This window comes from Vibrio paucivorans, from assembly GCF_054053395.1.
Genome location: NZ_CM133231.1, coordinates 1,429,601 through 1,447,626 on the forward strand (window position 1 = coordinate 1,429,601; position 18,026 = coordinate 1,447,626).

The following is an 18,026-nucleotide window of genomic DNA, read 5'->3' on the forward strand; positions in this document are numbered from 1 at the left end:
TTGCCCCTAACAAGGGGCAACGACATAAAGTGCGATCTTTTAAAAGAGGACGATCACATGGAAAATAGCTTTGCTATTACAACCACATTTATCGCGTATCTGATCATGATGCTCGCGATTGGTGTTATTGCATATCAACGAACGAAAAACTCTACCGACTACTTCTTAGGTGGCCGTTCGTTAGGGCCTTGGCCTGCAGCGCTTTCTGCTGGTGCATCTGACATGAGTGGTTGGTTACTGCTTGGTTTACCAGGGTATGCATACGCTGCTGGTATTGAAGCATTTTGGCTAGCTGGTGGCTTATTAGTAGGGACATGGTTGAACTGGTTGATCTGTGCAAAACGCCTACGTACCTACAGCATCACAACAGACGCATTAACTCTACCAGAGTTCTTATCACGTCGATTTAATGATAACTCGAAGCTTATTCAGACAATTGCTGCGTTCTTCATTCTTCTATTCTTCCTTTTCTACACAAGCTCGGGCTTAGTAGCAGGTGGTAAGTTGTTTGAAACGGTATTCGGCTTAGATTACACAACTGCCGTAATTATCGGCACGGTGTGTGTGGTTTCGTACACGCTATTTGGTGGCTTCCTAGCGGTATCTTGGACTGACTTAGTTCAAGGTCTATTGATGTCGGCAGCGCTGTTGATTGTGCCAATCGCGGCGATGAATGGTGGCCTTGGTCAGCTAACCAGCGATCTTTCTGCTATCAACCCTGAGCTGCTCACGCTATGGAATGATGCGAAAGGTGAGCCGTTGTCGGCGATTGCTATTATTTCGCTGGCTGCTTGGGGCCTAGGTTACTTTGGTCAGCCACATATCCTTGCGCGTTTTAAAGCAACACGTACTAACAAAGATTTAGGTACAGCTCGTCGTATCGCGGTAACGTGGACGGCACTTTCTATGATCGGTGCGATGTTAGTTGGTCTAGTGGGTTTGGTTTACGTTACTCAGTCTGGTGGTGAAGTACTTGAAGATGGTGAAAAAGTCTTCATGCTGCTGGTAAATGCAATGTTCCACCCTGTGATTGCCGGTATTCTATTGGCAGCGATTCTTGCTGCGATCATGAGTACGGCTGACTCACAGCTTCTTGTTTCGTCGTCTGCACTTGCTGAAGACTTCTACAAACAAGTATTCAAGAAAGATGCAAGCTCTGATGAAATTGTTCGCGTTGGTCGTTTTGCGGTAGTGGCAATTTCGATTGTTGCTCTTGTTCTAGCTATGACACCAGACAGCTCTGTTCTTGGCTTAGTATCTTACGCTTGGGCTGGATTCGGCGCGGCATTTGGCCCAGCTGTTGTTATGAGCTTGTACTGGTCTCGTATGAACCGTAACGGTGCACTTGCGGGTATCATTGTTGGTGGTGTTACCATCGTAGTTTGGAAGCAACTATCGGGAGGTTGGTTCGACGTGTATGAAATCGTACCGGGAATCATCCTATCTGCGTTGTCAATCTATGTTGTGAGCATCATGACTGGTGAGCCGGAAGAGTCTGTGAAAGCTCAACACGCTAAATTTGAAAAGCAATTAGCTGAGCTTGAGTAATCACGCTAATTGATGTGAATTTTGTTAAGAATAAGGCCTGCAGATATGCAGGCCTTTTTGTGTTTTAGCTTCACACTAAAGTGGTAGTAGCACAGTTTTTGAAGTGAAACCGATTGTTTATTGAACGTGCATCACGCTTTTGCGACTAAAGTTTGAGCGATCGGAACCAATGCTCGCACAATGTGTCGATTATCAATAACACAACCGTTTTATTTGGGAGAAATCAAAATGCCTAAGGCCTACTGCAGCTGCTGTCGCAAAGACACCCACCATAAAGTCGTGATGCAAAGGTGTCAGACCGAAAAGGATAAAACGGTGTTACAGAGTTTGCTTAGCAGTCTGTTCCAAGGTGGGCATTACGTTAAAATGGAAAAGCAGGGTTTCTGTCGAGTATGCAATCACCGTTCAGAACTCACACAAACTGACTTTTCAAACGTCCGCGTTATTTAGTCTACCTTCCATACAATTCTACCTTAGTCACTGATTTGATTCGGAGAGCTGCCGCTTTCTGATTTTTCACGATATTATTTCTCCCAAATAAGATAATAAAGTGGCTCACATGGATTTAGACAGAATTGATAGAGAGATCCTGCGTACCTTGCACCTGAAAGGGCGGCTCTCAATGGTCGAGTTAGCTAAGATGGTTAACCTCACCACCTCTCCTTGCTCAGATCGAGTGAAGCGGCTGGAAAAAGATGGCTACATAAAGGGCTATCATGCTGAACTTAATCCTGAAAAATTAGGTTTAGATGTTCAAGTGTTCATTCACATTCGTTTAGACCAAACCAGTTTCTCTATTTTCGAAAAGTTTGCAGAAGCGGTGGCTCTAATGCCAGAAATTGAAGAATGTTATTCACTGTCGGGTGACTTCGATACCATGATTAAGGTTCGAGTGAAAGACATGAAAGCTTATCAGAGCTTCATGTCGAGTAAGTTGGGGACATTACCTGGTGTGATACAAACGCGCAGCGAAGTGGTCATTGAGGAACACAAAACCAGTTTCGGGTTGAATCCAGAACTACTGTCTACGTTGTAGGTTGTTGTTTATATATTTAAAAAAGGGAAGCAAGTGCTTCCCTTTTTAGCTTGAGATTTTCAAGTCGGTATTAGGCAATAAACGACGACACAATACCGATTGCACCGCCGAACACACCGCCCCATACAACTAACCAGCCTAAATGCTCTTTAATCATCTTCTGTACCATTTCTTTCACCAACTTTGGAGTGAGTTCATTGAGGCGTTGGTCGATGATGTTTTCGATGTTCTCTTTAATTTCATCCATCATTGCAGGGGACTCAAACTGGTCCTTAATGGCTTGTTTGATGGTGTCGCTTTGGCTAATTTCCACCACAGATTGCTGCATCTTTTCAACAAATGGCTGCTTTAGAGGTTGAAGCGCTTCTGTGCCGCCAAACATCGCTAACATTCCACCAAATGAAGAGTTGGCAATGACATCGACAAGCGAATCGAAAGTTGGGTTGAAGTCTACCTTTTCTAAAATGGGTTCTAGGTTAAGTGATTTCCCACCAGACATCTCTTTATTGAGGAAGCGATCGATGTTTTCTGACGTAAAGAACTGCTCCATCATCAAGGTTTTGATTGCAGCTTTGAATTCTTCAAAACGTGCTGGAATCACCCCTGAGCCATACAGTCCGGGTACTTTCTCAAATAGCATATGAATGGCAAGCCAGTTGGTAATTGCGCCAGAGAAAGCAAACAGGCCAGCGTAAAAGGCGATTTGGTTATCGAAGTGATAGCCCACTGCGAGTAACAGCATTGCGGCGGTGTTGGTAAGTAAACTCTTATTCATGATGGTCGTAACTGAAAAAAATTACACAAATTCTAAGAGATTCTCTTCAGATAGAAAAGTGTTTGCTTGGTTTCGGGCTCTTGAACCCACTGGTGGGTGAATGTTAGCAACTGGCTACATCACAAATACTACTCGGTGGATGTGAACTGAGTGGGAAGCTATACGGTAGATCATTTTGTCATGCTCAGTTATTTGCTAGACTCTCGGCAATTTTGATTTCGTTACTTGGATCTATGAAAGAAAGAGTCGTAGTCTCGGTGTCGTCTATACACGGCACCCGACATTTTCACCTTAACAAATGGTTTCGCCACTTTCTCAAAGGCTTTAGCTATTTCTTTGCTGTCGGGCTTATCGCCACGGCAGGCGTGATCTATTACCTACTTGATGAAGTAGATTTTGCCAAGTTGAAGCAGCAAGAGCTTGAGACAAAATCAATGTCTTTGACCGAAGAGGTTGAGTCTCTGCAAGCCCTGAAAGTGACCTTAGAAAGTGATCTGATTGACCGCGAAGAACGGATGAATTTGGTTTCAGATCGTTTAGGTGACTTAGAAAAAGTGTTGGGGATGCAGGAAATCGAAGGTGAGCTTGAGTCACGTCTTGATACTGCGGCAATTACATCATCAGTGAGAATGGTGATGTTAACCCAAATACCAAGCGGCCCTCCTGTTCATAACGCACGAACTTCTTCAGGATACGGTAAGCGCAAGCACCCAGTTACCGGAGCGATAAAGTTTCATCGTGGACAAGATTTTGCGGTGAATACGGGAACGCCTGTTTACGCCCCTGCGGATGGGGTGGTAGAGGTAACAAGGCCAAGCAGTAAAGGCTCAGGAAACTTCTTACGCTTGCAGCACAGTTACGGATTTTCTAGCTCCTACTCGCACTTACAGAAATTCAAAGTGAAGAGTGGAGATTTTGTCCAGAAAGGCGACTTGATTGCTTATTCTGGTAACAGTGGGTTGTCATCCGGCCCGCACCTTCACTACGAGATTCGTTTTGTTGGTCGCCCACTAGACCCAAGGCCCTTTGTTGATTGGGGCGTAAATGATTTTGAAACCATTTTCAGTAAAGTAAGAGGTATTCGATGGGAATCTTTAGTAAACAAAGTCGAGCTAAGAGTCAGCAATCAGCTACAACTCTCATCGCAAAAGGCTGTTCTATTAACGGACAACTCAGGCTAGAGAGTGACATTCAAGTCGACGGTAATGTTGAAGGTCAAGTTCATGTCGATAAAACCCTTGTGATTAGCGAAACTGGGTTTGTAAGTGGTGAAATCTTTGCTGATCGAGTGATTGTTAATGGCCAGTTTGAAGGCACTTGTCATGCAACGGCGATTGAAATTTTGAATCGTGGTAGTGTGACGGGCACTATTTACAGTGACAACTTGAGTATAGAGCCAGGTGGCAAGTTCAATGGTGTGACTCACTCAAAGCCAGAGCAGCAAGTGGTTGATCTTAGCGATGCGAAAAAGAAAGCGGAAGGGTAAGCCAGCTTTCGATAGCAAATCCATAATCTATGATCTAGATATAGAGCCTTGCAACGTTGCAAGGCTTTTTTTATAACCTTTTAGGCAAATCTTCGATAGACTATAAATAGGGTTGTTTATCGATCTTTGACCGGAATTTTAGCTCAATATTTGTGGCCTTTGGCCGATAAGTTAGCATCTTACAATAAGAATTTAGCGCATGAGTATAGTAGGTATAGCGATAGGGGCTACGGGGTTATCACTGATTTTGGTGTTCCTGTGGATGTTGTCACTGTCGCTTCGCAAGAAAAGATTAGAGCAGGAAAAGCGCGAGGCAGAAATTGCTTACCGAAAAGCGTTAGAAAAATCTCGTCTGCAAGAACATCAAGAACGTCTGCGCCAAGCGGAAGAAGGGCACGTTCCTACCATTCTATTTTTAGCAAAAGAAGCCGAACGAAAAAACATCAAGGAAGCCCTGTATTGGTATGAGAAAGCAGCTCAACTAGACAGTATCAATGGTATGTATGGCGTAGTTAGAATCAGTGAGCGTTCTAGAGAGGACATGGTGCTTAAAGAGCGAGCTCGATTCTGGCAAATATCCATTGCCGCTCATGAAGGAAAATCGGCGTCTAAGTTTGAGCTGGCGATGGCACTGCTCAAAGGGCTAGGTACTGATGTTAACCACGAGAAAGCGATGAAGGTGCTGGAACAAGCTGCGGCGGATCTCCATATCCCATCTATCTTGTTCTTAGGCGACTGGTGTTTTTCGCCCGAGAATCCATCCCCAACACCGGGTGATTCGGTATTTTGGTACAAAAAAGCAGCTGACTTAAATAGCCCCGAAGGAAAGATGAAGCTTGGCTTGAATTATCTCAAAGGTATTGGTGTTGAGAAAAGCCACAATAAGGGTTGCTATTGGTTAGAGTGCGCGGCTGAGAAAGGCCATGCACAGGCGATGTACCATGCAGGTGAAGCTTGGGTAGACAGAAAACCAAGTGGAAATGCTATTGCATATATCTGGCTGTTTTTATCCGCTCACTTTGGCTACGAGCCAGCTAAAGCTTTGCGCGATAAGGTAGGTGGCGATATCGGTGTGGATTCAGTTGTTGGTTTGCAGTCTCTGGCTAAGCCGTTACTGAAAAAGATATCAAGCGGTACTGTGAGTAAGCACTCCATCATTCGAGCTTTGAACAAACTGTATAAGCGCAATATTGAGTTGCCAAAGAAGCGAAAAGAAGCCCAAGTTGATGACTTTATTATGGATTCCGACAGTAATGAGGATGCCAGAAAAGACAACGAGAAAGCGCCGAACTCAATGAGGATGGACTTTTCATCGACAACGATGGATAAGCCTCAAGGATAAAAAAATCCCCAGCATGCTGGGGATTTTTTGTTTTTGGGGAAGCTTAGCTTAGTAGCTTGCTTTCTTTTGCTCTGCTTTACACACTGCGGCAGTGAATACTACGTCGGTAGAACTGTTCAGCGCAGTTTCTGCTGAGTCCTGAATCACACCAATAATGAAGCCAACTGCAACAACCTGCATCGCAACTTCATTTGGAATACCGAACAGACCACACGCTAATGGGATAAGCAGTAGTGAGCCACCTGCAACGCCTGATGCGCCACATGCTGATACCGCCGCAACAACGCTCAGTAACAGTGCGGTAAGAAGATCCACTTCGATACCTACCGTGTGCACGGCTGCAAGGGTAAGAACTGTAATGGTAATCGCAGCACCTGCCATGTTGATCGTTGCGCCAAGTGGGATCGAGACTGAGTAAGTATCTTCATCTAGCTTAAGCTTTTCACACAGAGCCATATTTACAGGAATGTTGGCTGCACTTGAGCGAGTGAAGAAAGCCGTTACACCACTTTCACGTAGACATTGGAATACCAGCGGGTACGGGTTTTCACCGGTTTTGATGAAAACAATAATTGGGTTCACAACAAGTGCGATGAACAGCATAGCGCTCAACAGAACGAATAGAAGCTGAGCGTATCCCGCTAATGCTTCGAAACCAGTAGTCGCAAATGTTGCTGAAACTAGGCCAAAGATACCGAAAGGTGCAAGGCGAATAATAAATCGTACGATCTGTGATACGCCGTGGCTCAGATCTTCAAAAACTGCTTTGGTCGTTGCGGATGCGTGGTGAAGAGCTAAACCCAGTGCGATTGCCCAAGCCAGAATACCAATGTAATTAGCGTTCATTAGTGCGCTAACTGGGTTATCAACCAGCTTAAATAGTAACGTGTGCAGAACTTCACCGATCCCTTGAGGTGGTGTTGTACCTTCTGCGCCCGCAACCAGAGTCAAAGTGGTTGGGAATAGAAAGCTCAGCACGACAGCAGTTAGCGCGGCGGCTAGTGTGCCAATTAAATATAAACTAATAATTGGACGCATGTGCGTGTGTTGGTTTTTCTTCTGATTCGCGATAGATGCCGCGACAAGAATAAAGACTAGAATAGGTGCGACGGCTTTTAGTGCCCCGACAAAAAGGCTTCCAAGTAACCCTGCACTTTGTGCGCTCTCTGGAGAGATCGTCGCAAGTACCACGCCGAGAACGATACCGGCGAGGATCTGCAGAACGAGGTTTCCGCGTGCAAATCGGGCAAATACATTGTTGTGTTGCATAGTTATCCCTGCAATGAATAGTTTTATAGAATTATAGTGATTTCAGTTATTGAACTGATCACGACAATACTAGTCATTGCAGAGGATGTGTCTAGGATTAATTGAATTTTTACATGAAAAATTGCCAATAAGAATGAAATGTAAAATTATATATTGATTAATGTTATTGAAATGTATTGACTTGGAAGTGCCTTCAGTTTTCAGGAATTAGCACAAATGGTGTCGCCTATCACGATGAAAACTCTTGCCGTGATAGGCGACTTTACCGACTAATAGCCTTTTTTGTTATGTCGGCTTTGTGATTGTACAGAACGGTACATCTTGGTTTGTTGCTTGAACTTGGACCGTTGCAGAGCCAGTGTGGCACCATTACGTTCTTGCTCTCGGAGAAGCTTGAAGTAACTAGTGAGCCTGCGTTGTTCAATGTCGCCATTTTCAATGGCTAGTTGAATCGCGCAGCCAGGTTCCTGCTGGTGTTGGCAGTCACTGAATCGACATTGCTCAGCTAAAGATTCGATGTCTGAAAAGGTTTCAGCGACCCCGTCAGCGCAATCGGCTAGCTGAAGTTCTCTCATTCCGGGTGTATCAATTAAGATCGCTCCCGCAGGCATAAAGTGTAACGAACGAGACGTGGTAGTATGTCTTCCTTTACTGTCATCTTCACGAATCGAACCCGTGACTTGAGCCTGAACGCCCATGAGCGTGTTCACTAACGTTGATTTACCCACGCCAGATGAGCCAATGAAAGCGACGGTTTTCCCCTTACCACACCAGCTTAGTATGCCTTGGCAGCTGTCGCTATCTAACCCGTTGACACTTTCAATCATTAGCATTGGATCAAGCGCTTGAACCTGCTGCCTTTTATCTTGAGCATTGGCACATAAGTCTTGCTTTGACAGCACGATGACCGGTTCAACGCCAGCTTGGTTCACTAATGCCAAATAGCGTTCAATTCGGCTTAAGTTAAAGTCGTCGTTGAGTGAGCAGACAATGAACGCCGTATCAATATTGGCGGTGATCAATTGTTCAGCCACTTTGCTACCAGCAGCTTTACGGCTAAATAGAGAGTGCCTGTCGAGCAATCTGACATACTGTTGGTCGTTATCTACCAATAGCCAGTCACCTACCGTCATCGAGGGCAGGTTATGATGCATTGCTAATGTGCTTTCACCTTGCTCAGACAAGAGTGTATAGCCATTACGATGGTGAGCAATGATTCGAGCAGGTTGAAACTGCTCAAGTTCTTCTAATGTTAGTTGTTGCTGAAAATGTATGTTCCAACCAAGGTTATGTAGTGAAATGGTTGAATGTGTTTGTGTATTCATCTTGTTTCCCCAGACATACAGAGTCGGCTCTGTCTATGTCATTAATAGAGAGCTAGGGTCAGGACAAATGTGTAGCGGACCCCGGTAAAATTGAGCACCGGGCAAAAGGAGGGAAGAGGCGTTTTAGTTAAGCGGTCTTCGCCAAGTTTGCCGGGTGGGTGTGTAATACAATCATCAGTACCTCCAAAGGTTTGTGTGATAAACGTACGGATCTTAGCAAACAGGTGGCAAAATGCCACCTGTTTCTTCGCCAATTAGTGGTGATGCTTCTGCATACCACTCATGACTTTTTTGATGGGTGCTGAAAACGTCACTTCATCACCGTTTTTAAACGTGATTTGCATATCGATTTTCTCACCTTCAACCAGTGGTTTCTTCAGGTCGAATAACATGATATGTAGGCTGCCAGGCTTTAACTCTACGGTACCGTTTGCTGGTAGCTCAATACCATCAACTTGGCGCATTTGCATAACATCGCCATCTTTGATGACATCATGAAGTTCTACTTTTCCAGCAGCATCAGTGGACGCTGAGACAATGGTCTTCGCTTCGTCTGTATGATTCATTATTTCCACAAACACTGCGCTAGTCGCTGCATTTGGCGGGGTAGCGCGTGCATATGGGTCATGCAACATGATATCAGTTTTGGCGTGAGCGAGTGGGCTAAGCACAAGGCTTGCCATTAAAAGCGCTTTGAACTTCATGTTAGTTTCCTTTAATTGAGCTTGTAATGGTGTTCATTGCTTCCACGATAGGAGCGGGTGAAAGCGTATGTGGCACTTTGGTGATCAATGTGCCATCTGGTTTTAAGAAGTAAAAATAGGAGCTGTGATCGAGTGTGTACTTGAGCTCTGAGTCCTCAAGCTCGGTTTTACGAAAGATAACGCCATAGCGATGTGCCAGTGGTGTCGTCACATCTAATGGAGCGGACAGCCCCTCAATCATCGGGTGGAAGTATTGAGCATATTGATAAGATGCATTCGCTTCATCTCTTTCTGGGTCTAGAGAGATAAACATTGGCCTGAAATGAGACTTTTGGTTGTCGTCTACCGCGTTTAGCGCACCTGCTAACATAGCTAGGGATGTTGGGCATACATCAGGGCAGCGCGTGAAGCCAAAATAAACAATTCGAATACGCTCGTCTTTGCTGTCAAATATATCTACAGCTTGGTTATCTTTGCCAAACAATATTGGGTTTGACGACTCAGCCGAAGCCTCTGAGTTGGATTGTGGAGACGAAGACTGGGAGTCAAGATACGCTTTGACACCAAAACCAAGTGCAAATGCGACGACTAAAATAAGAGACCAGTTTTTGCTCATTGTTCCATCCTTATTGCTGGGAAAACATCTTGGTTGCCATCAGATAGAGTACCTAACCATGTCATTTGTTCCTGAGTACACACGGGTAAAATGATCTCACCTTGGAACTGATCGCCTTGAGTACGGGTTAGTCGATACTTTGCTGTACCCATGTCCATCTCATGCCCTTGCATATCCAACGACAATACGTCTGACTGGGCATTCGGCCATTCGATAGTGACTTGTATAGGGACTAATGGCTTTGCGACATCAGAATCAAGAGACATGGTGACATTCTGTTGAGTACAACCTTCAGTCGATAAAACACAGTAGTCGTCGATAGGTTTTGAGCCAGACTGCTGATTGAAAACGCTGAGAATATCAGACGCAAAGAAACCAACGGCTAATGCAGCACAAACAGCAGAGGCTTTTAAGGCTAGGTGCATGGTAGAGATTTGCTCGTAAGTGAGTATTGCGGCGATGTTAGCACAGGGTTGGGTAGGTGTTTGAGGGTAAAGATAAAATTGTGGCAGCAATCAAAAACGGAGCCATAAGGCTCCGTTGTATTAATCTCGTCAATAGGTGTTACAGATTCCGCCCCTCTGCGTACTTTTCTAAACCTAATACCAGAGCGATTGCACACAGCATTAACAAGGTCGCGATACCAAGCTGGGCAGGTTGGGATGTCAGCGCTTCAAATTGAAAAGGTGTCAGGTTCTGCTGAAGTAGAGGAACTTGCTCACCACTAGAGTTTGTACGCCAAGATAACGTTTCTTTCCAAGGCCAAATCTTCGGCAATGTGCCAATCATCAAACCGGTAAGGAAAATGAGCGTTACGTCGCGGTAGCGTTTCAAAAGCCAAGATAACAAATGAGAAAAGCTTAGCAAACCACCGATACAGCCCAGTAAGAAGAGCAGCAAAATATCCATCTGAAAGGATTTCACTGCGCCAAGTACAGGTGTGTACATACCAATAAGCAGAAGTATGAAGCTGCCGGAGATACCCGGAAGGATCATGGCACAGATTGCGATAGCACCTGCTATTAGCACATTGATACTAGTAAATTCGAGCTCCAATGGTTTCAACACGGTGATGCTGTAGGCGAAAGCGATACCGAGCAGCAAAAATACTAAACGTGATAGTGAGCGCTGCTCAATTTGCTTGAGCATGTGAAATACCGAGACCAAAATTAGACCAAAGAAAAACGACCAAATAGGTATAGGGTGTTCAGTGAGTAGCCAAGAGATTAGCTTCGCCAAAGTTGCGATACTGGTCAGTACGCCACCGAATAGAGCTATTAGGAAAAAGCCATTAATATGGTTAAATGCCGCCTTAAAGCCTTCTCTTTTCCATATGCCCAGAACACTTGGGTTAATACGACGAATGCTTTCAAGCAGCGTATCGTAGATCCCGGTAATAAAAGCGATGGTTCCACCTGAGACGCCTGGGACCACATCCGCAGCACCCATCGCCATGCCTTTGAGAAACGTACTAAAATAATTCATTGGATTGTTAAGGTAACTTTGATTGAGTCGAAGTATACAAAGTCTCTTGTCGAAAAAGTATGAAAACTTCTCGTACTCACACAATCTTAACTCATTCCTGTTTGGAAATTGTTAGGGTGTGTTGATTGAGCTGGTAAGTTACTAACTACACCACATTCGAGAAAAACTGTTAGCCAATGTAACGTATCAACAGATCAACGCTGTCTCCACGTGCTGTGATGGCAAAACTATCAATCAGGCTAATAATAAAACGAATAATAAGAAACTAGTTGAGTGGTATTTTGCATTTATTTGCATAGTGCATTTGCAATATGCAAATCTCAATGTGGATTTGGTCTATTTCTGTTGAATCTACCGCAAAAATTATGGTTTTAAAGTTGGCACGCATCCTGCTATATACAAATTGACCCTTCTTAAGCCGAGGGTCACCTAGCCAACTGACGTTGTTAGTGAATAATTTTGTTCACAATGTATATAAATACATAGCCAATCGTAATCTACGGTTGGTTTTTTTTTGCCCAAAATTCCTACAAACAGCGTAGGTCAACTGCAGAGTTTGACTTATCTTCGCTTTATTTTTCAGATTTTGAAGTGCACGACGATTTACAGATCGTATGGAGTGAATTGGCCCGTAAAACTCGACAATTGCGCAGTTTATCTTTAATAATAGCCGCTTCCGTCTAAATTTATGGTTATTTTTTGACCAGTTAAAGTGTCAATCAATGATGCCAAGAGGCATCGATAAGAAGGATCTTAGCTATAGGAAATTCCTAAATTCCTGAGAAAAATTAACAAAAAGAGACTATCTTTTTCGTTAATGGTTCTCTAGCTCGTTAAGGAAGATGAGTGCGACAATAAAAGAGGTTATATGAATCAATTAATTTCGGTTGGACCGCTAGAATCTTTCTTAATCGCTATCGGCGTTTTGTTTCTTGGTCACTTCGTAAACGCTAGACTGCCTATTCTTAAAAAATTTAATATCCCAGAGCCGATTGTTGGCGGCCTGATAGTAGCTTGTATCATTACGTTCATGCACTTCAATGGCGTAAATTTAGAATTCTCGTTGCCACTACAGAACACGTTTATGTTGATGTTCTTTAGTACCGTCGGGTTAGCTGCTAACTACACCCAGTTAATGAAAGGTGGTGCGAAGGTCTTTATCTTCCTTGCGGTCGCTTCGGTATATATCATCATTCAAAATGGAGTGGGTGTGTCTTTGGCTACTGCGCTTGGGTTAGACCCTCTAATGGGCTTGATTGCAGGTTCCATTACGCTTTCTGGTGGTCACGGCACTGGTGCTGCATGGGCTCAAACCTTCAACGACAGCTATGGTCTATCAAACACGCTCGAAATCGCGATGGCATCTGCCACCTTCGGTTTGATTATCGGTGGTATCATCGGTAGTCCGGTTGCGCAAAAGCTGATTGAGAAGAACAACTTCGAATCTGAGTATGGGCGTGGCACTCAAACCCACCAAAAATTCCCAGAAGTTGTTACTTACAATGAGTATGAAGAAGACAAAGTCACCGCAAAAAAAGTGATTGAAGTACTATTTATTTTGCTTATCTGTGTGACTGGTGCTCAATACCTAGAATCGTGGGTAAGTAGCTTTGAAATCAAATGGTTGATGATCCCAGATTTTGTTTACGCGCTATTTATTGGTGTGTTCATCACCAACGTGATGGAAGTGACCAAGGTGCACAAAGTGGATACCGAAACGGTGGATATTCTAGGTACAGTATCCCTGTCTTTGTTCCTAGCAATGGCATTAATGAGCTTAAGATTATGGAATATCTTCGATCTAGCCATTCCATTCTTAGTGATTCTAGCGGTGCAATCTGTGGTACTTGGCTTGTTTGCGTACTTCGTTACTTTCAAGGTGATGGGGTCTAACTACGACGCTGCCGTCATTTCTGGTGGTCACTGTGGTTTCGGCTTAGGCGCAACGCCTACCGCTGTAATGAACATGGGATCGTTGGTAAATAAGTTTGGTCCATCGCCTCAAGCGTTCATGGTAGTTCCAATCGTAGGTGCTTTCTTCATTGATATCGTTAACCTGATCATCTTGCAAAGCTACATTACTTTTATTGGCTAGTACTTCGTGACAGATATCTGATTGATCAAAAAGGCTCTGCATTGCAGAGCCTTTTTTATTTGAGCATGAGTTTTGTGCCGTTGAATTTCAGTTGAGACAACAGAGCTTTCGCGTTTTCTTTGCCTCTTTCATCAAACTCTAAACCATAGCGCGCGTAGTGCAGCGAACGTTGCAAGTTACAGATTTTTCCTACTAATGGCGCCAGTGGTGTTTTATCTCGGGTCGCAGCCGCCAAATCTATGGTAATGGTGTCGCCCACTTGAAAAGGCCTGCTTAGTGGTGGAGTGATGAAACGACAGCCTCCCTTTGAAAGATCTCGAACTTCACAGTCTCCCTTATGAGTATTAGCGACGACCTTGCCCGGTAAGTTCACATCGTACCTAGGTTCTTTACGCAGCTGTGTTACTTGCATTGTATTGGGTATTGATATCGCAACCATAGCGATAGGTTCGCGAATATAATGGACCAATTGACTGCGGAAGTGGATCATTGCACCTTCACCGCGTGGTGAAATGGCTTTCACGTTCAACCAGAATCCTTCTTGGAAGAAGAAATTTAGATCGTCATCTGATATTTTGGGCACTTCAATCAGGATAAGGTTTTTCCCGTGGGTACCAATGAAAGCGGTTTTGCATTGGAATTTGGTGCCGACAGGGGTAGTGACGATAATGGAGAGTTCGCTGCTATGTTCAACCATGTTGAGAGCGTCGGTACTGTTGATGGTTGAAACTGTTTGTTGACCCTTTGATTCTTTTGCAACCACTGTTTGGGTGTTCATTTAAGCCGTCCTATGTGCTTGCGATTATTATATTTGTTAGAACTAGGATTTTAAGTTTGACCCAAAAATTATTCAAATTGATGGGAGCTGATTTATTTGAGTTATCTATCAAAAATTAACAAAAGATAACTGAAATAGCGTGATGTTGATTCAGGCTTATGGTGGTTTTGACCAAAAATGCAGTTTTGGAGTGTAGCGACGAATGTGGTGGATAGGAGAGTGTAGTGGATAAAGGTAGTGTTGCGTTGTTGGTTCAACTAGGGTGGCACAACATTGAGCAGAGTGAAGTTATTCAGTCACTTTGGGGCGGCTATGGTGAGTTGGTTCGTGTATCCAATGGCGAGAGCTCACTGATTGTGAAACATATTCGCTTGCCTGAAAAAAACGACCATCCTAGAGGGTGGAACACTGCACGTTCACATAATCGCAAGCTACGCTCTTATCAAGTTGAAGCGAATTGGTATCGCGACTTTGCCGCAGCGTGCAGCTCAGACTGCGTAGTCCCTAAGCCTATTTTTGTAGGCGAAATTGAAGGTGAGCTAACGCTTGTGATGGAAGATCTTAAGCAACTTGGTTTTCCTAATACACTGGGCAACGCCGATCCAGAACATGTAGATCCGGTTTATATAAGACCTTGCCTTAAATGGTTAGCGCATTTTCATGCACAGCATATCTCTCACCGTGGAGAAGGGTTGTGGGAGTCTGGAACTTACTGGCATTTGCAGACCCGACCTGATGAGTTAGCAAAGCTGCATGATTTACCGCTAAAACAAGCGGCTGAGCAGATTGATGACTTGCTCAATCGAGCGCCGTATCAAACGCTGGTTCATGGGGACGCAAAGCTGGCGAACTTTTGTTTTAGCGACGCGAGAAAAGGTGAAAGCGATCAAACTAGTGACGATGAGCAAGTAAAAGCAGCTGCTGTGGATTTTCAATATGTGGGCAGAGGCTGTGCCATGAAAGATGTGGCATTGTTTATCAGTAGTGCTGTGCCTTATGAAAAGTGTTTTGAGCGTGAATCAGAGTTGCTCGACATTTACTTTTCCTATCTTAATGATGCGTTGGCAAAGCATCAGCCACACCTAGATAGTGAGCTTGTCATTGCATCGTGGCGACCATTATTTTGCGTTGCGTGGGCCGACTTTCAGCGTTTCGTAAAAGGTTGGAGTCCCGAGCACTGGAAGATTAATCCGTATACGGAATCCCTCAAAGAGCGAGCGTTAGAGCAGATCAAAAAAGAGAGGTGACCTGACCTCTCTTTTCATTTGATTTGGGGCTATCTATGCATTTCCCAAGGCTGTTAGCTGCACACTAACCACTGCATGGTCGCTGCACTGTTTATCCTGCTCAAAGATAGGATTGACAAGGTGGGAGTCCAACACAAAATAATCACTCACTTTAGCTTTGGGATTAAACGCGGCGGGTGCAAACTCTGCTGAGAGTAAGATGTAATCCAATACGGAACCTTTCGCTCCCATGCAATGAGTATATGGTCGGCTGACAGCATGGTCTGCAGAATAAAGATCCCAAGCATCATAGAGATGAAAGGGTGAAAGCAGCAGGTGAGAATCCTCTTGTCGGAATATCTGCTGTGACATTAAACCTGCGAACTCTTCGGCGGTAATTGGCTTATTAAAGTCGCCCAGCATAATACATGGTCGGTCATGTCGCTTTTTAGTATCGACAATAGATTGGTGCAGTAGATGCGCTTCCAGCCCCCTTTGCATCGTTGATTTCCAACGTCCGATGTTTTCCTGATGCCAAAGTTCGGTTAGAGGTTTTGGTGCGTCATCCGTATCGGCAGGTCGCTGCGACTTAAAGTGAACAACGTAAACGTCACATAGCCCAATCAATGGTAGTTCGATAACCGCGTGAATAGGCTTACGATTGTATTCGAATACGGTATCTGGAGTTGGGTAGTAAGACCCGACTGCTGAGCATTCTATAATGGGAAAGCGAGAGGCAATGGCCAGTACTGGGTGAGAATAGATGTATTCTTCCGCGTGGGGTGTATCTACAGTAACAAAGTAAGGATAACCCAGCTCAAACATTTGCTGCCGTAACTCATCAACACTGAAGACTTCTTGAAAGGCGATGACGTCAGAGTTGAGCCGAGTAATGGCATTGCTTATCCAGTCTTTTTTTTGTTGCCACTCTTGCACGGTATAGATGTTGGCAAAGTCATAGAATGCATTTGGCGGGGCCAAATAATTGAACAGATTAAACGTAGATATCGTGATAGAGTCGAGTTTAGAAAGCACTCAATCGTCCTTAGTATTTGTCTTACACTAAGAATACGATCAATTTGGTGTTAAATCACAGTTCGATTTCGCCGAACTTATTTAGCCTAGGGAATACCGCAACAAGGAATATCGGATGTCTGCCCAATCAGCCAGCTGGAAAACACCTCAGAACTTTTTACTTATCATCTCCATCATAGTGCCCATTGCGTTTTCTAGTTGGATGGCATTGCTGAATAATTTCGTGATTGAAAAGGCGAACTTTGATGGCGCGGATATTGGATTGCTTCAAAGTGTGCGTGAGATTCCTGGCTTCTTAGCATTCACTGCGGTGTTTGTTTTGCTGTTCATTCGTGAACAGCGATTCATGTTAATTGCACTGGCGATGTTGACACTTGGTACCGCAATCACAGGCTTTTTCCCTAGCTTGTTTGGTTTACTGCTTACCACGTTATTAATGTCGACCGGTTTTCACTACTTCGAAACATTGAAGCAGTCGCTTTCATTGCAATGGCTAAGTAAAGAAGAAGCGCCAGAAATGCTGGGCAAGTTGATATCGGTAGGCGCATTGGCTTCGCTGCTTACCTATGGCGCACTGTGGGTGATGCTGGAGCAAATTAAGCTAGACTACGTTTGGGTTTACTCAATCACTGGTGGTATAGGGTTTGTGCTGGTGTTATGGATTGCTTTTGCATTTCCAGAGTTTAAAACTGAAACGCAGCAAAACAAGAAACTGTTCTTAAGAAAGCGCTATTGGCTCTATTACGCATTGACGTTTATGAGTGGTGCAAGAAGACAGATCTTTACCGTTTTTGCTGGCTTTTTGATGGTTGAAAAGTTCGGTTATTCAGCAGCAGATATTACACTGTTGTTCTTGGTTAACTACCTGTTTAACTTCTTATTTGCTAAGCGCATAGGTAAATTCATTGGTGTGGTAGGTGAGCGCAAAGCTCTCATATTCGAATACGTTGGGCTAATCTTCGTTTTCGTAGGTTATGCGTTTGTGCAAACAGCAGAATGGGCCGCAGCGCTTTACATCATTGATCATCTTTTCTTCGCATTAGCATTAGCGATCAAAACGTACTTCCAGAAAATTGCCGACCCAGCTGATATGGCCTCGACAGCTGGTGTTGCGTTTACGATTAACCATATCGCCGCAGTAGTCATTCCGGTGATCTTTGGCGTTATTTGGCTTACTTCGCCTGCATTGGTTTTCTATATTGGCGCAGCAATGGCAGCGGTGTCGTTATTGTTGTCGTTCAATATCCCGCATAAACCACAGGAAGGCAACGAAGTGAGAATTCTTCGCTGGAACTAACCGGTTCCA

17 protein-coding genes are annotated in these 18,026 nt (G+C 44.2%); 8 read left to right on the top strand and 9 right to left on the bottom strand.

What is annotated here, in order from left to right; translation table 11 throughout:
* The first annotated feature begins 57 nt into the window (after positions 1–57).
* Both putP and ACXABW_RS21870 read left to right on the top strand, forming a co-directional pair.
* Positions 58–1,548 carry a sodium/proline symporter PutP gene (gene putP, locus ACXABW_RS21865; protein WP_457525533.1) on the top strand — a complete coding sequence of 497 codons (1,491 nt, stop codon included), beginning with the start codon at positions 58–60 and terminating at the stop codon, positions 1,546–1,548.
* A 559-nt stretch (positions 1,549–2,107) separates the two neighbouring features.
* Entirely contained in the window at positions 2,108–2,584 is a 477-nt protein-coding gene (locus ACXABW_RS21870) for an Lrp/AsnC family transcriptional regulator (RefSeq protein ID WP_457525534.1), read from the top strand.
* A gap of 70 nt (positions 2,585–2,654) precedes the next feature.
* On the opposite strand, the gene ACXABW_RS21875 is transcribed toward ACXABW_RS21870, so the two are convergent.
* Complete coding sequence (locus ACXABW_RS21875; protein WP_457525535.1) at positions 2,655–3,359, bottom strand: DUF445 domain-containing protein; 705 nt, start codon at positions 3,357–3,359, stop codon at positions 2,655–2,657.
* A 233-nt stretch (positions 3,360–3,592) separates the two neighbouring features.
* Here ACXABW_RS21875 and ACXABW_RS21880 point away from each other — a divergent pair, with 233 nt between their 5' ends.
* The 3 genes from ACXABW_RS21880 (at position 3,593) to ACXABW_RS21890 (ending at position 6,187) form a co-directional block, all read left to right on the top strand.
* The gene (locus tag ACXABW_RS21880; RefSeq protein WP_252033016.1) at positions 3,593–4,540 is read left to right on the top strand and encodes a peptidoglycan DD-metalloendopeptidase family protein; all 948 of its coding nucleotides are present in this window, start codon (positions 3,593–3,595) and stop codon (positions 4,538–4,540) included.
* On the top strand, positions 4,444–4,845 hold the full coding sequence (locus tag ACXABW_RS21885) for a bactofilin family protein (protein ID WP_252033019.1): 402 nt from the start codon (positions 4,444–4,446) through the stop codon (positions 4,843–4,845). Before ACXABW_RS21880 ends, ACXABW_RS21885 begins: the two co-directional genes overlap by 97 nt.
* Positions 4,846–5,044: 199 nt before the next feature.
* The gene (locus tag ACXABW_RS21890; protein ID WP_457525536.1) at positions 5,045–6,187 is read left to right on the top strand and encodes a tetratricopeptide repeat protein; all 1,143 of its coding nucleotides are present in this window, start codon (positions 5,045–5,047) and stop codon (positions 6,185–6,187) included.
* A 48-nt stretch (positions 6,188–6,235) separates the two neighbouring features.
* Here the strand turns inward: ACXABW_RS21890 and sstT are convergent, their stop codons facing one another.
* The 6 genes from sstT to ACXABW_RS21920 all read right to left on the bottom strand — a co-directional run bounded on the left by sstT (position 6,236) and on the right by ACXABW_RS21920 (position 11,586).
* Positions 6,236–7,456, bottom strand: a complete 1,221-nt coding sequence (gene sstT / locus ACXABW_RS21895; RefSeq protein ID WP_252033023.1) for a serine/threonine transporter SstT — start codon at positions 7,454–7,456, stop codon at positions 6,236–6,238.
* A gap of 269 nt (positions 7,457–7,725) precedes the next feature.
* Complete coding sequence (gene rsgA / locus ACXABW_RS21900; RefSeq protein WP_457525537.1) at positions 7,726–8,781, bottom strand: ribosome small subunit-dependent GTPase A; 1,056 nt, start codon at positions 8,779–8,781, stop codon at positions 7,726–7,728.
* A gap of 254 nt (positions 8,782–9,035) precedes the next feature.
* On the bottom strand, positions 9,036–9,485 hold the full coding sequence (locus ACXABW_RS21905; protein WP_265687399.1) for a copper chaperone PCu(A)C: 450 nt from the start codon (positions 9,483–9,485) through the stop codon (positions 9,036–9,038).
* Position 9,486: 1 nt separating this feature from the next.
* Positions 9,487–10,101, bottom strand: a complete 615-nt coding sequence (locus tag ACXABW_RS21910; protein ID WP_252033028.1) for an SCO family protein — start codon at positions 10,099–10,101, stop codon at positions 9,487–9,489.
* The gene (locus ACXABW_RS21915; protein WP_457525538.1) at positions 10,098–10,526 is read right to left on the bottom strand and encodes a hypothetical protein; all 429 of its coding nucleotides are present in this window, start codon (positions 10,524–10,526) and stop codon (positions 10,098–10,100) included. The genes ACXABW_RS21910 and ACXABW_RS21915 overlap by 4 nt, the downstream gene beginning before the upstream one ends.
* A gap of 139 nt (positions 10,527–10,665) precedes the next feature.
* Entirely contained in the window at positions 10,666–11,586 is a 921-nt protein-coding gene (locus tag ACXABW_RS21920; RefSeq protein ID WP_457525539.1) for a DUF368 domain-containing protein, read from the bottom strand.
* Between the two features lie 868 nt (positions 11,587–12,454).
* Here ACXABW_RS21920 and gltS point away from each other — a divergent pair.
* Positions 12,455–13,681, top strand: a complete 1,227-nt coding sequence (gene gltS, locus ACXABW_RS21925; RefSeq protein WP_252033034.1) for a sodium/glutamate symporter — start codon at positions 12,455–12,457, stop codon at positions 13,679–13,681.
* Positions 13,682–13,736: 55 nt separating this feature from the next.
* Here the strand turns inward: gltS and ACXABW_RS21930 are convergent, their stop codons facing one another.
* Entirely contained in the window at positions 13,737–14,459 is a 723-nt protein-coding gene (locus tag ACXABW_RS21930) for a flagellar brake protein (protein ID WP_457525540.1), read from the bottom strand.
* Positions 14,460–14,704: 245 nt separating this feature from the next.
* Between ACXABW_RS21930 and ACXABW_RS21935 the strand changes: the two genes are divergently transcribed.
* Positions 14,705–15,706 (top strand): phosphotransferase, encoded by a 1,002-nt coding sequence (locus tag ACXABW_RS21935; RefSeq protein WP_457527174.1) that lies wholly within the window; start codon positions 14,705–14,707, stop codon positions 15,704–15,706.
* Between the two features lie 33 nt (positions 15,707–15,739).
* Here ACXABW_RS21935 and ACXABW_RS21940 read toward each other — a convergent pair whose 3' ends face one another.
* Positions 15,740–16,720, bottom strand: a complete 981-nt coding sequence (locus tag ACXABW_RS21940) for an endonuclease/exonuclease/phosphatase family protein (protein WP_457525541.1) — start codon at positions 16,718–16,720, stop codon at positions 15,740–15,742.
* Between the two features lie 115 nt (positions 16,721–16,835).
* Here ACXABW_RS21940 and ACXABW_RS21945 point away from each other — a divergent pair, with 115 nt between their 5' ends.
* Entirely contained in the window at positions 16,836–18,017 is a 1,182-nt protein-coding gene (locus ACXABW_RS21945) for an MFS transporter (RefSeq protein WP_252033041.1), read from the top strand.
* Positions 18,018–18,026 lie beyond the last annotated feature (9 nt).